The 19790-nt window shown below is 32.6% G+C and carries 22 protein-coding genes; 7 read left to right on the top strand and 15 right to left on the bottom strand.

The genetic code is table 11. The features are described from left to right. Nucleotides 1-21: 21 nt before the first annotated feature. From L3X37_RS00655 to L3X37_RS00645, 3 genes are all read right to left on the bottom strand, one after another. The gene (locus L3X37_RS00655; RefSeq protein WP_237238230.1) at nucleotides 22-417 is read right to left on the bottom strand and encodes a hypothetical protein; all 396 of its coding nucleotides are present in this window, start codon (nucleotides 415-417) and stop codon (nucleotides 22-24) included. Nucleotides 418-419: 2 nt separating this feature from the next. Next, nucleotides 420-1439 (bottom strand): phenylalanine--tRNA ligase subunit alpha, encoded by a 1020-nt coding sequence (gene pheS / locus L3X37_RS00650; protein WP_237238228.1) that lies wholly within the window; start codon nucleotides 1437-1439, stop codon nucleotides 420-422. Between the two features lie 229 nt (nucleotides 1440-1668). Continuing rightward, nucleotides 1669-2025, bottom strand: coding sequence for a hypothetical protein (locus L3X37_RS00645; RefSeq protein WP_237238226.1), 357 nt, complete (start codon nucleotides 2023-2025; stop codon nucleotides 1669-1671). Nucleotides 2026-2098: 73 nt separating this feature from the next. On the opposite strand from L3X37_RS00645, the gene L3X37_RS00640 reads away from it, so the two are divergent. The 4 genes from L3X37_RS00640 (at nucleotide 2099) to L3X37_RS00625 (ending at nucleotide 3764) form a co-directional block, all read left to right on the top strand. Beyond that, nucleotides 2099-2608 (top strand): CvpA family protein, encoded by a 510-nt coding sequence (locus tag L3X37_RS00640; RefSeq protein ID WP_237238225.1) that lies wholly within the window; start codon nucleotides 2099-2101, stop codon nucleotides 2606-2608. A 148-nt stretch (nucleotides 2609-2756) separates the two neighbouring features. Then, the gene (locus L3X37_RS00635) at nucleotides 2757-3086 is read left to right on the top strand and encodes an IS630 transposase-related protein (protein ID WP_237238224.1); all 330 of its coding nucleotides are present in this window, start codon (nucleotides 2757-2759) and stop codon (nucleotides 3084-3086) included. Between the two features lie 263 nt (nucleotides 3087-3349). Then, nucleotides 3350-3508, top strand: a complete 159-nt coding sequence (locus L3X37_RS00630) for a hypothetical protein (protein ID WP_237238223.1) — start codon at nucleotides 3350-3352, stop codon at nucleotides 3506-3508. A gap of 100 nt (nucleotides 3509-3608) precedes the next feature. Further along, a complete protein-coding gene (locus tag L3X37_RS00625) occupies nucleotides 3609-3764 on the top strand; it encodes a hypothetical protein (RefSeq protein WP_237238222.1) in 156 nt (51 codons plus the stop codon). Between the two features lie 108 nt (nucleotides 3765-3872). Here the strand turns inward: L3X37_RS00625 and L3X37_RS00620 are convergent, their stop codons facing one another. From L3X37_RS00620 to L3X37_RS00605, 4 genes are all read right to left on the bottom strand, one after another. Beyond that, the gene (locus tag L3X37_RS00620; protein WP_237238221.1) at nucleotides 3873-4151 is read right to left on the bottom strand and encodes a F0F1 ATP synthase subunit delta/epsilon; all 279 of its coding nucleotides are present in this window, start codon (nucleotides 4149-4151) and stop codon (nucleotides 3873-3875) included. Nucleotides 4152-4193: 42 nt separating this feature from the next. Further along, nucleotides 4194-5702, bottom strand: coding sequence for a F0F1 ATP synthase subunit beta (gene atpD / locus L3X37_RS00615; RefSeq protein ID WP_237238220.1), 1509 nt, complete (start codon nucleotides 5700-5702; stop codon nucleotides 4194-4196). Between the two features lie 167 nt (nucleotides 5703-5869). After that, entirely contained in the window at nucleotides 5870-7462 is a 1593-nt protein-coding gene (locus L3X37_RS00610) for an SGNH/GDSL hydrolase family protein (protein WP_237238219.1), read from the bottom strand. Between the two features lie 13 nt (nucleotides 7463-7475). Continuing rightward, nucleotides 7476-10286, bottom strand: a complete 2811-nt coding sequence (locus L3X37_RS00605; protein WP_237238218.1) for a TonB-dependent receptor — start codon at nucleotides 10284-10286, stop codon at nucleotides 7476-7478. A 555-nt stretch (nucleotides 10287-10841) separates the two neighbouring features. Between L3X37_RS00605 and L3X37_RS00600 the strand changes: the two genes are divergently transcribed. The 3 genes from L3X37_RS00600 (at nucleotide 10842) to L3X37_RS00590 (ending at nucleotide 12983) form a co-directional block, all read left to right on the top strand. Further along, on the top strand, nucleotides 10842-11132 hold the full coding sequence (locus L3X37_RS00600) for a hypothetical protein (RefSeq protein WP_237238217.1): 291 nt from the start codon (nucleotides 10842-10844) through the stop codon (nucleotides 11130-11132). A gap of 793 nt (nucleotides 11133-11925) precedes the next feature. Further along, nucleotides 11926-12801 carry an AraC family transcriptional regulator gene (locus L3X37_RS00595; protein ID WP_237238215.1) on the top strand — a complete coding sequence of 292 codons (876 nt, stop codon included), beginning with the start codon at nucleotides 11926-11928 and terminating at the stop codon, nucleotides 12799-12801. A gap of 8 nt (nucleotides 12802-12809) precedes the next feature. Then, on the top strand, nucleotides 12810-12983 hold the full coding sequence (locus tag L3X37_RS00590) for a hypothetical protein (protein WP_237238214.1): 174 nt from the start codon (nucleotides 12810-12812) through the stop codon (nucleotides 12981-12983). A gap of 4 nt (nucleotides 12984-12987) precedes the next feature. On the opposite strand, the gene L3X37_RS00585 is transcribed toward L3X37_RS00590, so the two are convergent. The 8 genes from L3X37_RS00585 to L3X37_RS00550 are packed head-to-tail and all read right to left on the bottom strand — an operon-like array spanning nucleotide 12988 to nucleotide 19550. Further along, a complete protein-coding gene (locus tag L3X37_RS00585; protein WP_237238213.1) occupies nucleotides 12988-13644 on the bottom strand; it encodes an HD domain-containing protein in 657 nt (218 codons plus the stop codon). Nucleotides 13645-13648: 4 nt separating this feature from the next. Further along, a complete protein-coding gene (locus L3X37_RS00580) occupies nucleotides 13649-14641 on the bottom strand; it encodes an acyl-ACP desaturase (protein ID WP_237238212.1) in 993 nt (330 codons plus the stop codon). Nucleotides 14642-14645: 4 nt separating this feature from the next. Further along, complete coding sequence (locus tag L3X37_RS00575; RefSeq protein ID WP_237238211.1) at nucleotides 14646-15389, bottom strand: lysophospholipid acyltransferase family protein; 744 nt, start codon at nucleotides 15387-15389, stop codon at nucleotides 14646-14648. 25 nt (nucleotides 15390-15414) lie between these two features. Further along, on the bottom strand, nucleotides 15415-15813 hold the full coding sequence (locus L3X37_RS00570; protein WP_237238210.1) for a hypothetical protein: 399 nt from the start codon (nucleotides 15811-15813) through the stop codon (nucleotides 15415-15417). A 54-nt stretch (nucleotides 15814-15867) separates the two neighbouring features. Continuing rightward, nucleotides 15868-16446 carry a nicotinate (nicotinamide) nucleotide adenylyltransferase gene (gene nadD / locus L3X37_RS00565; protein ID WP_237238209.1) on the bottom strand — a complete coding sequence of 193 codons (579 nt, stop codon included), beginning with the start codon at nucleotides 16444-16446 and terminating at the stop codon, nucleotides 15868-15870. Nucleotides 16447-16448: 2 nt separating this feature from the next. After that, on the bottom strand, nucleotides 16449-17039 hold the full coding sequence (gene gmk, locus L3X37_RS00560; RefSeq protein WP_237238208.1) for a guanylate kinase: 591 nt from the start codon (nucleotides 17037-17039) through the stop codon (nucleotides 16449-16451). Between the two features lie 37 nt (nucleotides 17040-17076). Next, nucleotides 17077-17934, bottom strand: coding sequence for a YicC/YloC family endoribonuclease (locus L3X37_RS00555; RefSeq protein WP_237238207.1), 858 nt, complete (start codon nucleotides 17932-17934; stop codon nucleotides 17077-17079). 56 nt (nucleotides 17935-17990) lie between these two features. Continuing rightward, nucleotides 17991-19550 (bottom strand): arylsulfatase, encoded by a 1560-nt coding sequence (locus tag L3X37_RS00550; RefSeq protein ID WP_237238205.1) that lies wholly within the window; start codon nucleotides 19548-19550, stop codon nucleotides 17991-17993. Nucleotides 19551-19790 lie beyond the last annotated feature (240 nt).

Genomic DNA, 19790 nt, shown 5'->3' with positions numbered 1-19790 from the left:
TTCTGAAAAAACAGAAATTTGTCACTTTACCAAAACTCCTTTTACGTCCATTAGTGGAACTGGTTGCAATGCTTTTAAATTAATAGTGTTTTTTCTAAATAAATAAGTTTTATCAAACATGGTGTTCTCTTCAAAAAAGGATACTTTAAATGTGTTGTTTAGAGCAAATAAGGCTTCTTGCATTAGTTCTATTTTTGCATAACTTTTTTTAGGAAGTTTGTCTAGTTTTTTTCTAAAAACAGATGTTGTTTTGTCTTCGGAATAACCACTAGTTACAATAAGCACCATTTCTAAATCTACATCTTTGTTATTAATGATGTAGGCATTCCAATCTTGAGTTTTGTATATTTCGTTATATTCGTTTACAATAGCAATGTAAACATCTTTTACTTTAGGAATTTGGATATCTTTTTTCAAAACTACAAAGCACTTTTAAACTGCTCTAAAAATCTAACGTCGTTTTCACTTAACAACCTAATATCATCTATTTGATACAATAACATAGCTATACGATCAATACCAACACCAAAAGCAAATCCTGAATATTCGGTAGCATCTATTTTGCAGTTTTCTAAAACATTAGGATCTACCATTCCACAACCACCTATTTCTAACCAGCCCGTGCCTTTGGTTATTTTGTAATCGGTTTCGGTTTCTAACCCCCAGTACACATCAATCTCTGCACTTGGTTCTGTAAATGGAAAGTACGATGGGCGCAAACGTATTTTGCTTTTACCAAACATTTCGGTTGTAAAATATTGCAAGGTTTGTTTCAAGTCTGCAAAACTTACATCTTTATCTATATATAATCCTTCTACTTGATGGAAAAAACAATGCGAACGTGCCGAAATAGCTTCATTTCTATAAACTCTACCTGGAGAAATAGTACGTATTGGTGGTTTATTATTTTCCATATAACGTACTTGCACAGAGCTAGTGTGTGTACGCAATAAAATATCGGGATTGGTTTGAATAAAAAAGGTATCCTGCATATCGCGTGCGGGATGATATTCTGGCAGATTTAATGCCGTAAAATTATGCCAATCATCTTCTATTTCAGGGCCTTCACTTACATTAAACCCAATACTTGAAAAAATATCTATTATTTGATTCTTTACTATAGAAATAGGATGACGTGCACCAATTTGTAAAGGTTCCCCTGGGCGCGATAAATCTCCCGAAACGCCTTTTACTTCTTCTTTACTTTCTAACTCTGCTTTTAATGTATTTACTTTATCTTCAGCAGTTTTTTTAAGGGTGTTTATGGTTTGACCAAATTCTTTTTTTTGATCGTTTGCTACATTTTTAAACTCTGCAAAAAAGGCGTTTAGTAATCCCTTTTTTCCTAAATATTTTATACGGAAAGCTTCAACCTCTTCTTTTGTTTGTGCCTTAAAAGCTTCTACTTCGGTTATAAGTTCTTTTATATTATCTATCATAACGTCATTAAAAAATGAATGCAAATTTAATTAAAATATCGTCATTACGAGGAGTAAACGACGAAGTAATCTTTTTAAAAGAAACAGATTGCCTCAGAAAATAACCCCGATAGCTATCGGGATACTTCGCAATGACGTAAAAAGTGAATTGCGTTAGGGATTGAACTGTTTGTTTGAGCTCCTCGCAAAGAGCGAGTAGTGAAAGCCCGACCCTTGTGGTAACGCTCACCTAATTTATATACTCGGTTTCTAAAAAATAATTTACAATGGCCTCTTTCATTAAAATACTTTGCTCGCCTGCTTTTAGGTGAGGTAAAGTTTCTAATACCTTATAGTGTGGCCAGCCATCGTTATCTACAAAATCGAGCTCGTAATAGCCATAAGGCGTTAAAAGTTTACAAATGGCAATATGCATTAAATCTAATTTTTGGTCTTTTTTATAGCTGCGATTTAACTGCCCCAATTCTTGCACGCCTACTAAATAAATAATGGCATCGAGGTCTAAAATGTCCCCATCGGCAAATTGATTGGATAGTTTTTTTACTACCAAATCCCAGCGTTCTTTTAATTGTTCGTCTCTTGACATAATATTTTGAAAGTAACAAAGTTAATAAACCTAAGTGTGACTATTATTTTATATTTGTTTAAATTGTTTAATTATGGGTGTTATAGATATTGTTTTAGCTGCTTTAATTTTATTTGGTCTTGTGCGTGGTTTTATAAAAGGGCTCTTTGTTGAAGTAGCTTCGCTTGTAGCTTTAATTATGGGTGTTTATGGTGCCATACATTTTAGCAATTTTGCTGCCGATTTTTTAAAAACTAAAGTAGATTGGAATGAGAAAACTATAAATATTACTGCTTTTGCCATTACCTTTATTATTATTGTTTTAACAATTGCAATGGCAGGAAAAGCATTAACTAAACTTGCAAATTTTGCGGCACTTGGTATTATAAATAAATTTTTAGGTGGTGTTTTTGGTGCGTTAAAAATTGCTCTTATTTTAAGTGTGGGTTTAAATATTTTTGATAAAATGAACACTACCATTACGTTTGTTGATAAAGAACATATAGATAAAACGATACTTTATAAGCCTGTAAAGGATTTAGTACCAATGATTTTTCCGAATATATTAGCCTCCAAGGAAGATGACCCTTCTGAAAATGAGTAGCATATAGACTGTCCTAAAAAGGCAGTCTTTTTGTTTGCAATTTTTTGATCCACCGCCAAGTCAGAAAAAATGGGCATAGCAATTAATAAATTGGGGCTTGACGGTTCAACAATTATAGATAAATCATTATAATATATCATATGTTTTTGTGTCTTGTAGTATAGCATATTCATTAGATTTCAGAGAACAAGTATTCAAAGTAAAGCAGAAAGAGCAACTAACTTTTCAAGAATTAAGTGATTGGTTTGGTATTCCAATTAGAACACTATTTAGGTGGCAACAACGCATAGAACCTAAAACTAATCGTATTAAGCCATCTACAAAGATTGACATGGAAGTTTTAAGAAAAGATATTCAGAACTATCCAGATCGTTATCAGTATGAGCGAGCAAAAATTTTTGGTGTAAGTCAAAGTGCTATTTTTTATGCGTTACAAAGACTAAATATTAGCTATAAAAAAAACGCTATTTCTTCCTAAAGCAGATTGGCTATCTAGACTTATATTCCAACTCAAAATATTCCAATATTAGTTTGTAGAAAAACGTCCTATTGTTTATGTTGATGAAAGCGGATTTGCTGCTGATGCACCAAGAAATTATGGTTATAGCTCAAGTATGACAGAAATGTTACGCAAAGAAAGATTGGCATGAAAGAGGTAGAGTAAATGTTATTGGAGCAATAGTAGATTTTGAGTTATACCAATTTAATATGTAATGTCGCTATATTTGTTTGTCTTTAAGGATGGCCAAACCACAAGAATTCCCAATCAAAGAAAGTTTAGCAGAACTTGTTTCACTCCGCAAAAGCAACCAAATTTCAGATTTGAAAAAAGAATCATTTGGCTCATTGAACTACAGGGCAAAAAATTCAAAACCAGAAAAAAGCACTGTGAATATTTAAGCATCAGCACCAGAACACAAGAGCGCTGGACTAAAGAATACATTACCAATGGCATACAAGGCCTGCCGTCTGACCAGCCGAAAAATAAAATGTGTTATGCATGGCTTACACAAGAGTTACACAGGAGGAGGTCACTTTGAATAAACTAGTTGATAACGGAACAAATGGTGGTTGTTTGATAACAGAATTAACAACAACTCTAAAAATAGATGCTAATACAGACCCTAACTGGATCAAGACCAATTGTTGTGTTTAGACAAAAATATATAAGAAATGGTATTAGTTTAATAGAAAACAAAACCCCAAAAACTCAATATAATTGAATTGAATTTTGGGGGTTTATATTAAAAAATGGTTGTAAAGCTTAGTCTGCTAATACAATAACTTTGTTGTCATTTATTTCTAAAGTACCAGAATTAATGGCTAACCAAGTACCATTATCGTCACCTTTTGTAAATTTATCTTGAACTTCTTCCTCTAAAGAAATATTACCATAAATTTTAACATTACCGTCTTTTAAAAGCGATACAATAGGTGCGTGATCTTTTAACATTTGAAACTCACCATTTACACCTGGAACCGCAATACTAGTTACTTCTCCGCTAAATAAAGTTGCTTCTGGTGATACAATTTCTAAATACATAATTTAGTGCTTTATGCTTTAAGCTTATAGCTTTAAGCGGTTTTACGCTTCAGCTAACATTTTGTCTCCAGCTTCAATAGCTTCTTCAATAGTTCCTTTAAGGTTAAACGCAGCTTCTGGTAAGTGGTCTAATTCACCATCCATAATCATGTTAAATCCTTTAATAGTTTCCTTAATATCAACTAATACACCTGGAATTCCTGTAAACTGTTCAGCTACATGGAATGGTTGAGACAAGAATCGTTGTACACGACGTGCGCGTCCTACCGCTAGTTTATCTTCTTCTGATAATTCTTCCATACCAAGTATAGCAATAATATCTTGTAATTCTTTATAACGTTGTAAAAGCTCTTTTACACGTTGAGCACAATCGTAATGCTCAGCACCTAAAATATCGGCAGTCAAAATTCTTGAAGTAGAATCTAACGGATCTACCGCAGGATAAATACCAAGCTCAGCAATTTTACGAGATAATACTGTAGTTGCATCTAAGTGAGCAAAGGTTGTTGCAGGAGCAGGATCGGTTAAATCATCTGCGGGTACGTAAACCGCTTGTACAGATGTAATAGATCCTTTTTTAGTTGATGTAATACGTTCTTGCATAGCACCCATTTCTGTTGCTAATGTAGGTTGGTAGCCTACGGCTGATGGCATACGACCAAGTAATGCAGACACCTCAGAACCAGCTTGTGTAAAACGGAAGATGTTATCTACAAAGAAAAGTACATCTTTCCCTTGACCATCACCAGCACCATCACGGAAATATTCAGCAATAGTTAAACCAGATAATGCCACACGAGCACGAGCTCCAGGAGGCTCATTCATTTGTCCGAAAACAAAAGTTGCTTTAGAATCTAGCATCGCTTTTTTATCAACTTTTTGAAGATCCCATCCACCTTCTTCCATAGAATGCATAAAATCATCACCATACTTGATGATTCCAGATTCTAACATTTCACGAAGTAAATCGTTACCCTCACGAGTTCTTTCACCAACTCCAGCAAATACTGAAAGTCCACCGTGTCCTTTTGCAATGTTGTTAATCAACTCTTGAATTAATACGGTCTTACCAACACCAGCACCACCAAATAAACCAATCTTACCACCTTTTGCATAAGGCTCAATTAAGTCGATAACTTTAATACCAGTAAATAAAACTTCTGTAGATGTTGATAAATCTTCGAATTTTGGTGCCTCTCTGTGAATAGGCAATCCAGCTTCTCCAGCCTTAGGCAAATCCCCTAATCCATCAATAGCATCTCCAATAACATTAAAAAGACGTCCGTAAACATCTTCGCCAATTGGCATTTGAATAGGCGCACCAGTTGCAGTAACTTCTGTACCTCTGCTTAAACCATCAGATGAGTCCATCGCAATTGTACGTACAGTATCTTCACCAATGTGAGACTGTACCTCAAGTACTAATGTAGAACCATCAGGCCTATTAATTTCTAACGAATCATAAATTTTTGGAAGTTCAGCACCAGCACCAAATTCAACATCGATAACTGGACCTACTATTTGTGCAACTTTACCTGTAACTTTTGACATTACTTATGTGTTTAATATTATGCGTTTTAATTCTATGAAAACGCTTCAAGTTTTCGCGTGCAAAGATATATTTTTTAATTTAAAATAAAAGTTGTTTTTGCAGGTTTTTTAGAATAAAAAAACACCTTCAAATTGAAGGTGCTTTTTAATATTATTTTACCCTTTATTTATTGTAGTGTAGGAGAATAGTTTGTTGGATAATCTCCTACATTTGCTAAATTTCCAGATGCTTCAAAATTTGATCCATATGTTGCATCAATAACTTTCATCATTTCATTAGCTAAGGCAGCGTATCCTCTAGCCGTTAAATGAATTCCATCTAAACTTACTAAACCACCTGTTACTAAATTAGCATTCAGTGTATAACCATCACTAACAATTCCTGTAGTTGAAGCTTGTTCAAGAATTCCTTTAAAATCTACTAAAGCCAACCCTTTAGAGGCTGCTACACTTTCAATAACCATATTATAGGCATCTGTAGCATCTTTAATACTCTTAAGTTCATCACTATCTAAAGCATCAACATCATCAATACCATTAACAGCGCCTATAACTAATGCCCCTTGTTGAGGTGTTGGTGTACCGCCAGCTTGTAAAATACCTAATACTTGTAATACTTCATTTGATAAAGCAACAGAGCCATAACCTTGAGCTAAAGCGTCTTGGTCTATGGGTAATAATAATAATTCATCTTCAGTCATTTGTCTAAACCCTAAAGGGTTGGCTGGAGTTACAGGAACATCTATAATCCACCTGTTTTTTCCTTCGCTAAAAGGTATAGCATATTGGCTAGCTAAAGCTTGAGCTTGAGCAGGAGGGACCATTTGCGCAATTAATACTTGAGTAAATATTCCTGCAACCGCTTGGAAAAACCCTGTTAGTTGGCCAGCTGTTGTAGCATCTATTTCTAGCGCATTGTTTGGCACTGTAGTAAAGTAAGGTAAATTTGTTATGTAAGGTACATTAGCAATTACACCTTTAGCACCATTAGCTGTTAATTGATCTACAATACCTGTAAATACTTGACCAAAAACTGTTGGGTCTGTTATATCATTACTACCATAACTTGCAGGATTAAAATTACCAGTTTGATCCATTCCTATTCCTCCAGAAGTGGCATAAGCTAATACATCATTACCTCCAATTTCTGATAATGTAAAGAATGTTGGGTTTTGACTCGCAGCATCTCCTAGCATAGTTGCAGTTGGAGAAGAAGCCATTCTTCCAAAATATGGATTTAAACTTCCATAACCTGGAAATGTTAGGTGAAAACTTTTAGCGCCAGGAACTCCAACATTATTAAAACTACTACCTAAATTATTTCCTGCGTCTGTTGTTATCGGTGGAGCCGGAGCTCCTAACCCTGCTAAAAGGTCATTAAGTCTTATTACACTTGTTTCAGGAGTAAAAACCAATCTGTACGCAGCTACGGGCATTCCGCCAACAAGTAATCCGCCTGTATTATCATTCATTAAAGGCTGAGTAAATGCGCCACCGCCAGCATTAGCAAAATGCTTAGATAAAATATTTGGGAATGAGTTTTCTTGACCTGCAATAAAAACGGCACCATCTGTATAGCCCGCAGTAAATGAGGCTCCTAAGGACACATAGTTTGAAAAGTCTGCGCTACCAGCAGTAAGTTCTGGTAATTCGACAACCTCTTCTGGTAGGGCATTAAATTCTTTTAATACGTCTTCTGGTTCGTTACAAGCTGAAAATCCGATTAGGATTATTAATAGCCATATATATTTAGTATTCATAATAGTTTTCATTTTATAGATTGTTAATAGTCCATGATACGTAATACATAGAACCTATGTTTCCAGTTCCTACAGCACTAAAATATTCATCACCTAAAAGATTTGTTCCACCTATTTTAAAAGTTGATTTAAAACTAGGAACTCTTAAGTTTATTTGGGCGTCTAGAACATGATATTCTGGCACTAAACCAGTAGCAAAGGTATTTTCCCAGTAGTAGTCATCACTAAATCTGTAATTAATATTAAAACCAAAGTTTTTAAACAAGCTTGTATTACCAAAAGAGGCTTTAAATTTGTTTGTAGGTGTATTAAAGTTGGTTACAAAGTCTGGAAATTTAGCTCTATCAAAGTCAAGCTTAGCATAGGTAAAACTTCCACCTAAATCGAAATTCCCAAATACTTTGGTTGATACACCTATAGATGCTCCATAAGAATTTACATTAGCTTCTGAGTTAGTATAAGCATTATACGTTTTGTAATCAAGTCTCCTAATAGCTTCTACACCTGTGTTTTCACCTGCTGTTCCATAGTGTGGTGACCTTACATAAGTTTGAGAAATAAAGTCTTTGTAGCTATTGTAATACGCACTAAAGTCTATAATAATTTTATTTAGTTTTCCTCTATATCCTACTTCTGCAGAGGTTATTTGTTCGGGTTTTACTAGATCTGGATTAGCCACTTCTAAGTCATTAACATTGGCACCTCCATTGGCTAAAAATTTTATTACTGAGGTTTCCGTATATGAATTTTCATAGGCATCTCTACCTGTTCTTGTAACAGTAGAGGGTTGTCCTGCTATTTGACCAGCAGCACTAACACCATATGTACCAGAGTATCTATCAAGATTATCGGGTGCGGCTCCAACTAATATTGCACGGGTAGCATCTAAGCCTATAAATAAATCTTGTGTTGTTGGATTTCTAAATCCTGTCTGTACAGAGGCTCGGATGTTGTGATTTTCATTTACAGTTAAACCTGCTGATAATCTTGGTGAAATAAACCCGTCAAAGAATTCAGATTTATCGTAACGAGCAGAACCTGTAAGTCTTAAATTTAAATTCTCATTTAATTTCAGATTTTTTTGAATTTGAGTGTAGACACCAAATTCCGAATAATCTATTGCCCCATCGGCATCTGTGTATATGGTGCCACCAGAATTCAAACTATATTTTCTGTAAGACCCACCTACTTGTATATCTGCAAAATCAATTAAGTGACTTAAGTTATAATTTCCATTTGTATGATAGTATTTAGATGCATCTTGAAATTTAGAACCTGTACTTAAATCAGGATCATTTACACTTTTATTAAAGGCAGCCTTAAATTCAGGTGTCCCAGGTAAAAAGCGTCCAGATTCTGCCTGAGCTCTACCTGCTGCATGAGCTTGATCATTTGTGCCACCTCCTAGAGTTGTTAGAACATAAGCACCCACATATTCTGCAAACCAAGGTATGTCCTGTTTCCATGCTCTATTAATATTAATACCAGTAAAAAGCATATCATATGAATCTCCAGCATTATCAGCAACTACATAGCTTCTTAAAAAGAAGTTATCATTACGTACCTCTATTTTATGTTGTTGTTGAAAGAAATTTTTAATATTATACCTATTTAATCCTTGATAAAGTGTAGTACCTGTTCCTACTTTACCTACATAAGATATTTCAAAATCATTTTCCCATGGTCTATAATATACTCCCCAATCAGCTTTTACACTTTTAGCTTCATAATCGGTTAAATCAGCTTCACTATAACCAGTTCTACTAACATTAACAGAAGGTACTAGTGCGTTAGCTCCAGCTGGCAAATAAGGTTGTCCTGTATCTGGATTAATAGCAACCTCTAATAAAGCAGCCACATTTTTTAAATTTTGTGATACCTCATCGCCATAAACATTAAGGCCATTATAGTTTCTGTTTGTAGCTCTAGTTCCACCTACCATGTCTTGATCTTCAATACTATTTGCAACCCAATCGGTTCCTTTTAAGTAACCAAAATTAGCTTTAGCAGCAAATTTTTCGCTAAACTTATGAGCCACTCTAACACTATAATCTACATATTGATTATCGCCAGCTGCTTCTTGAGAGGTTATGCCTCCTTTAAATGAAGCGCTTATTCCTGAATGATCAAAAGGGTTTTTACTTTGCATAAACAAAATACCATTAAAAGCATTAGCACCATAAAGAGCTGATGATGCACCTGGTAAAATTTCGACACTTAAAACATCGGTTTCTACCATACCAACTAAATTTCCTATTGGGAAGTTTAATGCTGGTGTAGAGTTATCCATACCATCAACCAATTGCATAAACCGATTATTAGCAAATGTTGCAAAACCTCTGGTGTTTACTGACTGGAATGTTAAACTGTTTGTGTTAACATCAACACCCTTTAAGTTTTCTAATCCACCATAAAAATCAGCAGAAGCTGTATTTTTAATTTCTTTAAGGCCAAAACGTTCAACAGTTACTGGCGATTCGAAAATACGCTCTGGTGTTCTTGATGCAGAAATTACCACTTCATCAAGAGAGGTGCCTTCGTTAAGAACAAAGTTAAGAACTTGATTATTTTTAGTAACTTCAATAGTAGCGGTTTTAAAACCAATCATACTTGCTTGAAGAGTAAATGGAGGATTTAGGCTTACGCTTAGATTAAAACCACCATCAAAATCTGTTACTGTTCCTGTTGAGGTTCCTGTAACAATAATATTTGCACCTGGAAGAGGTTGACCACTATCGTCAACAACTGTTCCAGAAATTGATGTTGTTTGAGCAAAAGTTACTCCGCAAAAAAACAACAATAATAAAGGAAGAATAGTTTTCATTTATAGATTTAGTTTAATTTATGCTAGCAATATAAATATATATACCATGACTTCCATATAAAAAACAAAAAAAATTATGCATGCATAGTAAATTTTAACAAAAAAAGCTATAAAAATTTAAGTAAGTAGATAAAAAATGGTGTATTTAATTAAGAAATAGCTAGAATGCTTCTTATATAATTTATAATATAATAAGAGCAATAGTCCGTTAAGATTTAATTTAAACAATTGAAATCAGTAAAATAAACCGAAAAAAGCAATTAAAAAATTAGAGCAACCTCTTGATATTCAATAAATTAATGGTTTATTTCAAAAGACTACTACATTGATTTACAAGGATAAATCCCAGTATAAATATCATATAAAAACGATACTTGACAAAATGAAACCGATAAATAAATGGCAATATGATTTTTTACTGGAAGTCTTCATGCTGTTTATTATCATAAAAGGAAGGTTGAACTTTTTACAACTCTCCCGCTTTGGTATTCATGGTGAACAACACTACAGAAATCAATACTCTAAGCCCTTTGATTTTTTAACATTTATGGAACCTTGGTTGATACCTGTGCAGGTAAAGATATAGTAATTGCCATAGACCCTAGCTATGTACCAAAATCAGGCAAGACTACCAATGGGTTGGGTTATTTTTGGTCTGGTAGAGCCTCAAAGGCTAAATGGGGTTTAGAAGTTTCAGGTATTGCCGCTATAGATATTGACAATCATACAGCGTTTTATATAGAAGCCGTTCAAACCCCAAGTAATTTATCAACCACAACCTTATTAGAGCATTACACCAATGTACTTGTGGCTAGAAAAGAGCTTAACAACACCTACAAAAGGTAGAGGCATAAACCATTGCCAAGCTAGAAGCGAGCAAAAACTGAATTTTCATTGGAACACCTCACTAACTCTATCAACCTTGCCAAAATAACATATTGGTTGAGTATCCCTAAAACAGAACGTGGTGCCTTCTCAATGGAACAAATTAAAACATTGCATCATAATGAGTTACTCCTAAAACGATTTATTGATCTGTTCAGTATTAAACCGAACTTGACTAAAGATAAACAGAAAATTGAACAACTAAGATTTTACGGCACAAGAACCGCCTAAAGTCTTAACGAAGTATTGATTAAGACATTAACTAATTAATGAATTCTGATTCTCTTGATTAAGGAGTGATATTTTTACTTCTTAAAAGCTTTATTTTCTTTCTTTAATGACCAACCTAAGTTGGTATATACTATTTGATAAGGGTTAACATGGTAAACATTATATAAAGTATAATATTTCCAATACCTTTTAATTAAGCTCGATAATTTAAATTTTGTCGTTTTTACATTACGAGAAGCATTAACGATAACAATTGCAAAACTCTTAAAGTGAGTTAAGTATTTGTTCAAATATTTATTACTTCTTATAGTTAAATACATTAAAATTAATTTTAAGATTATATGACAGCAAAATTAAAACTAAAGACACTTTGTAAAAACAACAATCTTAACCAATTTATATTCTTAATTACCTATAAAAATAACATTATATTCCGTAAGGGTTAATATAGAATATTAATATGATAATTGAATATATAATGTATGTATAATAATTGGTAAATTTGTTGTAAACTAATTCTCTTATGATTAGCAAAAAACCTACTTTAGAAAAACTTTCTCCTAGTTTTGGTAGTTCTATACTTGTTAAACAGCATAAAAAAGAAGTAGATAAGAACACTGCCTTTTGGCACTTTCATCCAGAGCTAGAGCTTGTTTATGTAAATAAAGGACAAGGTAAAACGCACATAGGTAACCATTTGTCTTATTTTAATAATAGCCAACTCATATTAATAGGAGCTAATTTGCCACATAATGGTTTTGCCGATAGGTTAACCACAAGTGGCACAGAAACTATTATACAGTTTAAATCTGATTTCTTAGGAGCTGACTTTCTTGATATTCCTGAAATGTCTAGTATTGTTTGTCTATTTGATAGAGCAAAAAAAGGAATTCGCTTTAAAGTAGATACCAAAAAAAAGATAGGGGAAAAAATTGAAAAACTTTTAGAGTATGAAGGTTTAAAACAGGTATTGAAGTTTCTGGAAATATTGAATTATTTAGCCTCAACAGAAGATTATATATTACTAAATATTGATGGAGTAGCCCTTGAAACAAGCCCTCAGGATAGCAATAAGATTGACATAATCTATAAGTATGTCAATGCTAATTTTAAAGAACACATTCCACTAAATGATATCGCCAAAAAAGTAAGTATGACAGTTCCTGCATTTTGCCGTTATTTTAAGAAAACAACAGGAAAAACTTTTACCCAATTAGTAAATGAATACAGAGTAGTGCATGCAACAAAACTACTGTCTGAAGAAAGTAAAATGAGTATTGCTGATGTTTGTTACGAATGCGGATTTAACAATTTTTCACATTTTAATAAGGTTTTTAATAGTACCACTGGGAAAAGTGCTTCAATCTACAGAAAAGAAATAAAGTTAATAATTCAATAACAATTTAAATGGACAATAAAATAAATGAAGCTATAAATTATTACTCATATCAGAAAGAAAGTCTTATAAAATATATAAATGAGAATAATAATTTAAAAGTTGAAGAAATAATTGAAAAGGCTGAAGAACTCTCTATTTTAGAATATAAAATTACAGCTTTAGAAGTGGCTCTAGAGAATTAAAGGCTTACTTTTTACCATCCCATTCGGCATAAAATTGATCTAAAAAACCAATCATATAATTATGTCTCTCGGTGGCAATTTGTCTACCGGTTTTGGTGTTCATTTGGTCTTTTAACAACAGCAGTTTTTCGTAAAAATGATTAATGGTTGGTGCGGTAGAAGCTTTGTATTCTGCCTTAGTCATTTTTAAATTGGGTTTAATAGTAGGGTCAAAAAGCTTTCTGTTTTTAAAACCTCCATAATTAAAACAACGCGCAATACCAATAGCTCCAATAGCATCTAACCTATCGGCATCCTGCACAACATCTAATTCTATCGATTTAAATTTTTTATCATTATCTAGCGATTTGTTAAAAGAGATGTTTTCAATAATTTTTATAACGTGCTCAATAATTAAAGAATCTACGTTGTGTTTAAACAAAAATTCGCGTGCTATTTTTGGACCAATAGTATCATTACCATCATGAAACTTGCTGTCGGCAATATCATGAAGTAAAGCACCTAATTGAACAACAAATGGGTTTACATTTTCATTTTTACTAATAAGCAAAGCATTATTAAACACTCTTAATGTGTGAAACCAATCATGTCCGCCTTCTGCATTAGCAAGTGTTTCTTTTACAAAAGCTTTAGTTTTATTTATTAGCTCTTTTTGTGCCATTTTATTACTTTGAAAATGCAGGTTCAACCCATTTAAATTGAAAAGAGTTTTCTGGAATTTTAATCCTGTCTGCTAAGCGCAACATTCTATTAGGAAGAGCCATTAAATAATCTCTAGCTTTTTCGGCATCTTCTGTAAGATTTGTAATTTTATCAATTTCCCAACGTGTAATTAACTTTTGTAAGATGTCTACATAGTCTTTTGAAGTATAAACATCAATACGTTGCGCAGTGTTAGAAAACTCTTCGAAAGCAGTGCTTATTTTATCTCCAGACTCTCTTAAAAAATGTGCAGGCATAGTAATTTTTTGCTTCATCATATATTGAAATGCCATCATCATTTGGCTTGGGTCTATTTTAAAAATACGTTCAACAAACTCAGAATAGGCATGATGATGGCGCATTTCATCCCCAGAAATAATTTTACACATTTTTGCCAATTGTTTATTGCCTTTTTCTTTAGCTAGTTTTGCCACTCTATTGTGCGATATGTAAGTAGCCAACTCTTGAAAACTTGTGTATACAAAGTTTTTATATGGGTCTCTATCGGTACCTATATCAAATCCGTCGGCAATTAAGTGTTGTGTTGTTTTTTCAATTTCACGCATATTTACCCTACCTGAAAGATACAAATATTTGTTAAGTACATCGCCATGACGGTTTTCTTCACCTGTCCAATGGCGTACCCATTTAGCCCAGGCATTTTCTCTGTCCATTAGGTTAACACCTTCAATATCCATTAACCACGATTCGTAAGTTGGTAGTGCTTCTTCGGTAATCATATCACCTACTAAAACTACCCAAAAATCGTATGGTAATTCTTTTGATAGTTCTCTTATTTCTCTAACTTCTTCAAAAAAATTATTACTTTCAGAATTTGGTAAAAAATCGGTGGGTTGCCATATTTTTTCAACAGGAATAAGGTATTTTTCTATTAAGGAGTCTACATCTTTTTCTAAAAACTGCATAACTTCTAATCTTTCATTTTTTAATGACATATATTTATTTTAAGGGTATAATATATTCTTTTATAGTTGTTTCAATTGTGTTTATTAGATTTTGCGTGTCTTTAAAATCAGAAATTTTTAAAGGTTTATGTACATCAAATTTAATATGAGTGCCTAAGCCCATTGGGAATTTTCCATACCTAACCATTTTCCAAGAATTATTAATTGTAATTGGCACCACTAAAGCTGAGGGAATTTTTTTAAATAAAATCTCTAACCCTTTAGTTTGAAAGTCTTTAGGTACTCCATTTTTGCTTCGTGTACCCTCAGGAAAAATAACTGCAGCGCGTTTGTTTTCTTCAATATATTCGGCAAATTTCATAATTGCTGGTAAAGATTGTCGTGGATTTTTTCTGTCGATTAACACAGATCCCCCATGGCGTAAATTATAAGATACACTAGGGATGCCTTTACCTAATTCAATTTTACTTATAAATTTTGGATGATGTTTTCGCATGTACCACATAATTGGCGATATATCATACAAGCTCTGATGATTTGCTATAATAATTACAGGTTGATTAGTATCAATTTTATGTGGGTTATTAAACATAAATTGTGTGCCTAAAATATTTGTGCAACGCAATAAACAATACTGTAAAGCGTCTACACTTTTTTTATGTGCTTTATATCCAAAAACATTAAAACAAAACCACTGAATTGGATGAAACACCAATAGGGTTAATAAAAAAAAGACGTAATAAATAAAAGTTAATGGGTATGATAACAATTTTAGCATGCCCAAAAATAAGTAAAACTTAATCTTAATAGATAGGAATACAGCTGTTATTTTGGCAATTTATACTTATTGGAGGATTAACAACTGAACAATCTGAACCAACATCCCATTTAGAATTGAAATTTGACTCTCTTTGATTGTAATCTTCAACCCAAAGTTTAAGTTTTTTTGTATCAATTGAGGTTGTATAGATTAAATAACCCCAAGGGCCGCCACATGGTTTGCTTCCAAAAGCGATATATTTACATTCGGTCGTTTCGTTACAAACAGATGTTGCTGCTAAATCTTCAATTGCATTTTTATAAATATTTAGATCCTTGCGTTCTTCTTCTTGTGTTAGCGGCATAATATCTTCATCACATTGAAAAGCCATTAACGACAAACAAATTGCGAGTGTGAATAAATGAAACGGTGCGTTTTTCATATCTAACAATTTTATTTATAGATGTGAAATAATTGAAAAGGTTGCGTTAATTATTTACTTATAAAAATTCATTTCATCTAAATACTCCCAAACATATTGAGGAAGCATAGGTTGAATATTTTTACCCGCTTTAATGGATTTACGTATAAAGGTTGAAGATAGCTCCATAATTGGTGCATCGATATGATGAATTTTTTTATGATTATCAAATCGTGTTTCAATGTTACTTTTTGATATTCTTGGGTATACGTAAATATGATGATTTTCTAGTATCAATTCATAATTTTTCCACTTATGAAAACTCTTTAAATTATCCTCGCCCATAATTAAGGAGAAATTATAATTTGGGTGTTTTTCTTGTAAATATGTAAGCGTATTTATGGTGTAATTAGGTTGTGGTAAATTAAATTCAATATCGCTTGGCTTTAGTTTTGTGTAGTCTTTAGTAGCACGATAAACCATTTCTAAACGTTGGTAATTATCTAATAAGCTGCTCTTTTTTTTAAACGGATTGTGTGGCGTTACTACAAACCATATTTGGTCTAAATTAGTGTGCTCAACCAAATGATTTGCAATAATTAAATGCCCAATATGTATGGGGTTAAAGGAACCAAAATATAAGCCAGTTTTCATGCCTATGAATGTACAAAATCACTAATTAAAGTTTCGGCTTCGTTTAGTGCTTTTTTTAAATTATCATTTTCAATAATCACATCAAATAAAGGTGCAGTTGCTAATTCTGCAGATGCTTTTGCAACACGCATATTTATTTTATCGTCACTTTCAGTTTTGCGTTTTTTTAATCTAATTTTAAGTTCGTCAATACTTGGTGGTTTTACAAAAACGGCGAGTGTTTGCTCGGGGAATTTTCGTTTTATACGTAATCCTCCAGATACATCAATATCAAAAATAACATGTTTGCCTTTTGCCCAAATGCGTTTTACTTCGGTTTTTAGTGTGCCATAAAAATTGTCGCGATATACTTCTTCCCATTCTAAAAACTCATCCTTTTTAATTTTAGCTTTAAATGCTTTGGCAGATAAAAAGTAATAATCTTTACCCTCAATTTCTTCTCCTCGTTTTTCTCTGGAAGTGGCTGATATTGAAAATTCTAAATTCAAATCTTCAATATCTAATAAGTGTCTTACAATGGTTGTTTTTCCAGAGCCAGATGGGGCTGAAAAAACTATTAATTTTCCTTTTTTATTTGATTTTTGTTTTGCCACAAATACATGAATATTTTTTGTTTATACTACTAAACATTTAGAGTACATTCAATAACTGTTCCTTAATTTTTTCAAGTTCATCTTTCATTTGAACCACTAATTGTTGCATAGGTGCATAATTACTTTTAGAGCCAATAGTATTTATTTCTCGACCAATTTCCTGACTAATAAACCCTAATTTTTTACCATTAGAGTCTTTAGAATTTAAGCATTCTAAAAAATAATTTAAATGGTTTTTTAAACGCACTTTTTCTTCGGTAATATCAAACTTTTCAATATAATAAACCAGCTCTTGCTCAAATCTGTTTTCGTCGTATTTCTCTTTTAACTCTTCAACACCTTTAAGCAGTCTTTCGCGCACAGCTTTAACACGTTCTGGGTCTATTTTTATAACGCCATTAAGAATATCGTCAATATTACTAATGCGAGTTTTAAAATCTGATTCTAAAACCTTTCCTTCATTTAATCTATGTTGATTTAAACGTGTTATTGCATTTTCAATTTCAACTTCAATCTGTTTCCATTCTTTTTCATCAATTTCTTCTCTTACTGTATTAAGTGCATCTGGAAATCGAACGGCCATTTTAAGGAAATCTATCTCGTTACCTTTAACTACATTTTTTAATTGGTTTATATATTGTTTAACAACAGGAGCATTAATTTGTGTTGAAGTGTCTTCAGCAGTCGTCTCTACATAAATTGAAAAATCTACTTTACCACGTTCTAACTTTTTAGCAAGTAGCTTTCTTATGGCTAACTCTTTTTCTCTATAAATAGAATGCATTCTAGTATTTAAATCGAGACTTTTACTATTTAAAGATTTTATTTCTAAAGTGATTTTTTTTGTTGGTAATTGCAATACAGATTTTCCATAACCCGTCATTGAATGTATCATATTCCAAATATATTAAGTTGCACAAAGGTATGAAAACCTAAGGTTTAGAAAACGAATTATTTAGAATTAATAATGTTTTCTAAAGCTTGAATTTTAAATTTATCTATTTCTGGTGTGGTGTGTTCTTTTTTAATGATTTGATAAAAGTTTTCAATAAGTTCAGGATGATTATTTGCAATATTATGTTCTTCTAAAAGATCTTCATCAAGATTGTAAAGCTCAACCTCTGTATTACCTTTCTTAATTTTTTGCCAAACAAATTTCCATTTGCCTTGACGTATTGCCACTTGCCCATTATATTCTGGGAATTCCCAGTACATATAATCATGTTTTTTTTGAGTTTCCTTTTCAACTAAGGTGTTGTAAAAACTAATACCATCAGTGTTTTTTGGGCTTTCAATTTGTGCAACATCGCAAAGCGTAGCCATAACATCGTAAAAAGATGACATATGATTTGTTAATGTGTTTGGTTTTATTTTTCCAGCCCATGAAGCAATCATAGGTACACGAATCCCACCTTCATAAAGAAATCCTTTACCTCTTCCGTATTCACCATTAAAAGGTTTTGCGCTTTTAAACCAAACAGGATCTGCACCACCGGCATAACTAGGGCCATTATCGGATGTAAAAATAATAAGTGTATTATCATATTCATCAATCGATTTTAAATGCGCAATGAGGTCGCCTACTTTTTCATCTAAATAAGAAATCATTGCAGCATAAGTCGCTTTAGGGTAGCGGTTAGGAAAATAACCTTTGTTGCCAATATATGGTGGCTCTTCCCCAAACTTATTTACATAATAATCTACCCATTTTTTTGGAGCTTGTAATGGCATATGTGGAATAGGAGTTGCCCAATATAAAAAGAACGGTTTGTCTTTATTAGAATCAACAAAACCAATCATTTTGTCAAATGAAACTTCTGGAGCGTAGAAGGGTTGTGTATATTTTTTATAACTCGCAACATCATTAGGGTCTGCATTTTTATCTAATTTTTCGTTTGGAGGAACCGTATCATTATCTAAATAGTATCTTTTTTCATTTTCATATAAATGTAAAGGTGTGTATGTGTGTGCCTGACGCTGGCAATTATAGCCAAAGAAATAATTAAACCCCATTTGTGTTGGTAAAGAATGTGTGTTTGGAGCACCTAAACCCCATTTGCCAACAATACCTGTAGCATAACCAGATTGTTGTAATAATTCAGCAATGGTTATGGTGTTTTTTGGCAATGGGCGTTGGCCTTCAATAGTAGAATCTTTTGCCATTTCTAGGTAATCCCAAACCTTTCCTCTGGTATGCCATTCATCATTGCCTCTTATGTAAGAATGTCCTAAATGCTTTCCTGTAAGCAATGATGCTCTTGCTGGAGCACATACAGGAGCTCCTGAATAATGCTGAGTAAAAAGCATACCTCCTTTTGCTAACTTGTCTATATTAGGTGTTTCAATTTTTTCTTGACCATAGACCCCCAATTCTGAATACCCTAAATCATCGGCTAAAATATAAACTATATTAGGCTTTCCAGGGCTTTTGTTTATCACTTTTTCTTTTTTATTGCAAGAAATATGAAATAAAATTAAAAAGCCAAAAAAGAGATGTTTAGTTTTAAGCATTCGATATGATTTTTTAATTGAAACATAATAATTCACAAAATAAGAACTTTATCTATAAAATATAAAGATTTAGTAAAAGTAAATTAATATTTTTACCATCAATTAATCAGTTAAGCTTAATGAGGACTCTAATAATTTGCATTTGTGTTTTTACTTTTTTTTGTTGTAAGAATAAAAGTTTTAATAAAACTGAAAGAGTTAATAGTAATACAAAGAATGTCAGTACTACTATTTACGATA

Origin of the sequence: Wocania arenilitoris, assembly GCF_021728535.1 — a bacterium.
Classification (GTDB): domain Bacteria; phylum Bacteroidota; class Bacteroidia; order Flavobacteriales; family Flavobacteriaceae; genus Wocania_A; species Wocania_A arenilitoris.
Note: the sequence above shows the minus strand (reverse complement) of the source record. Positions and strands in the feature narration are given on the sequence as shown.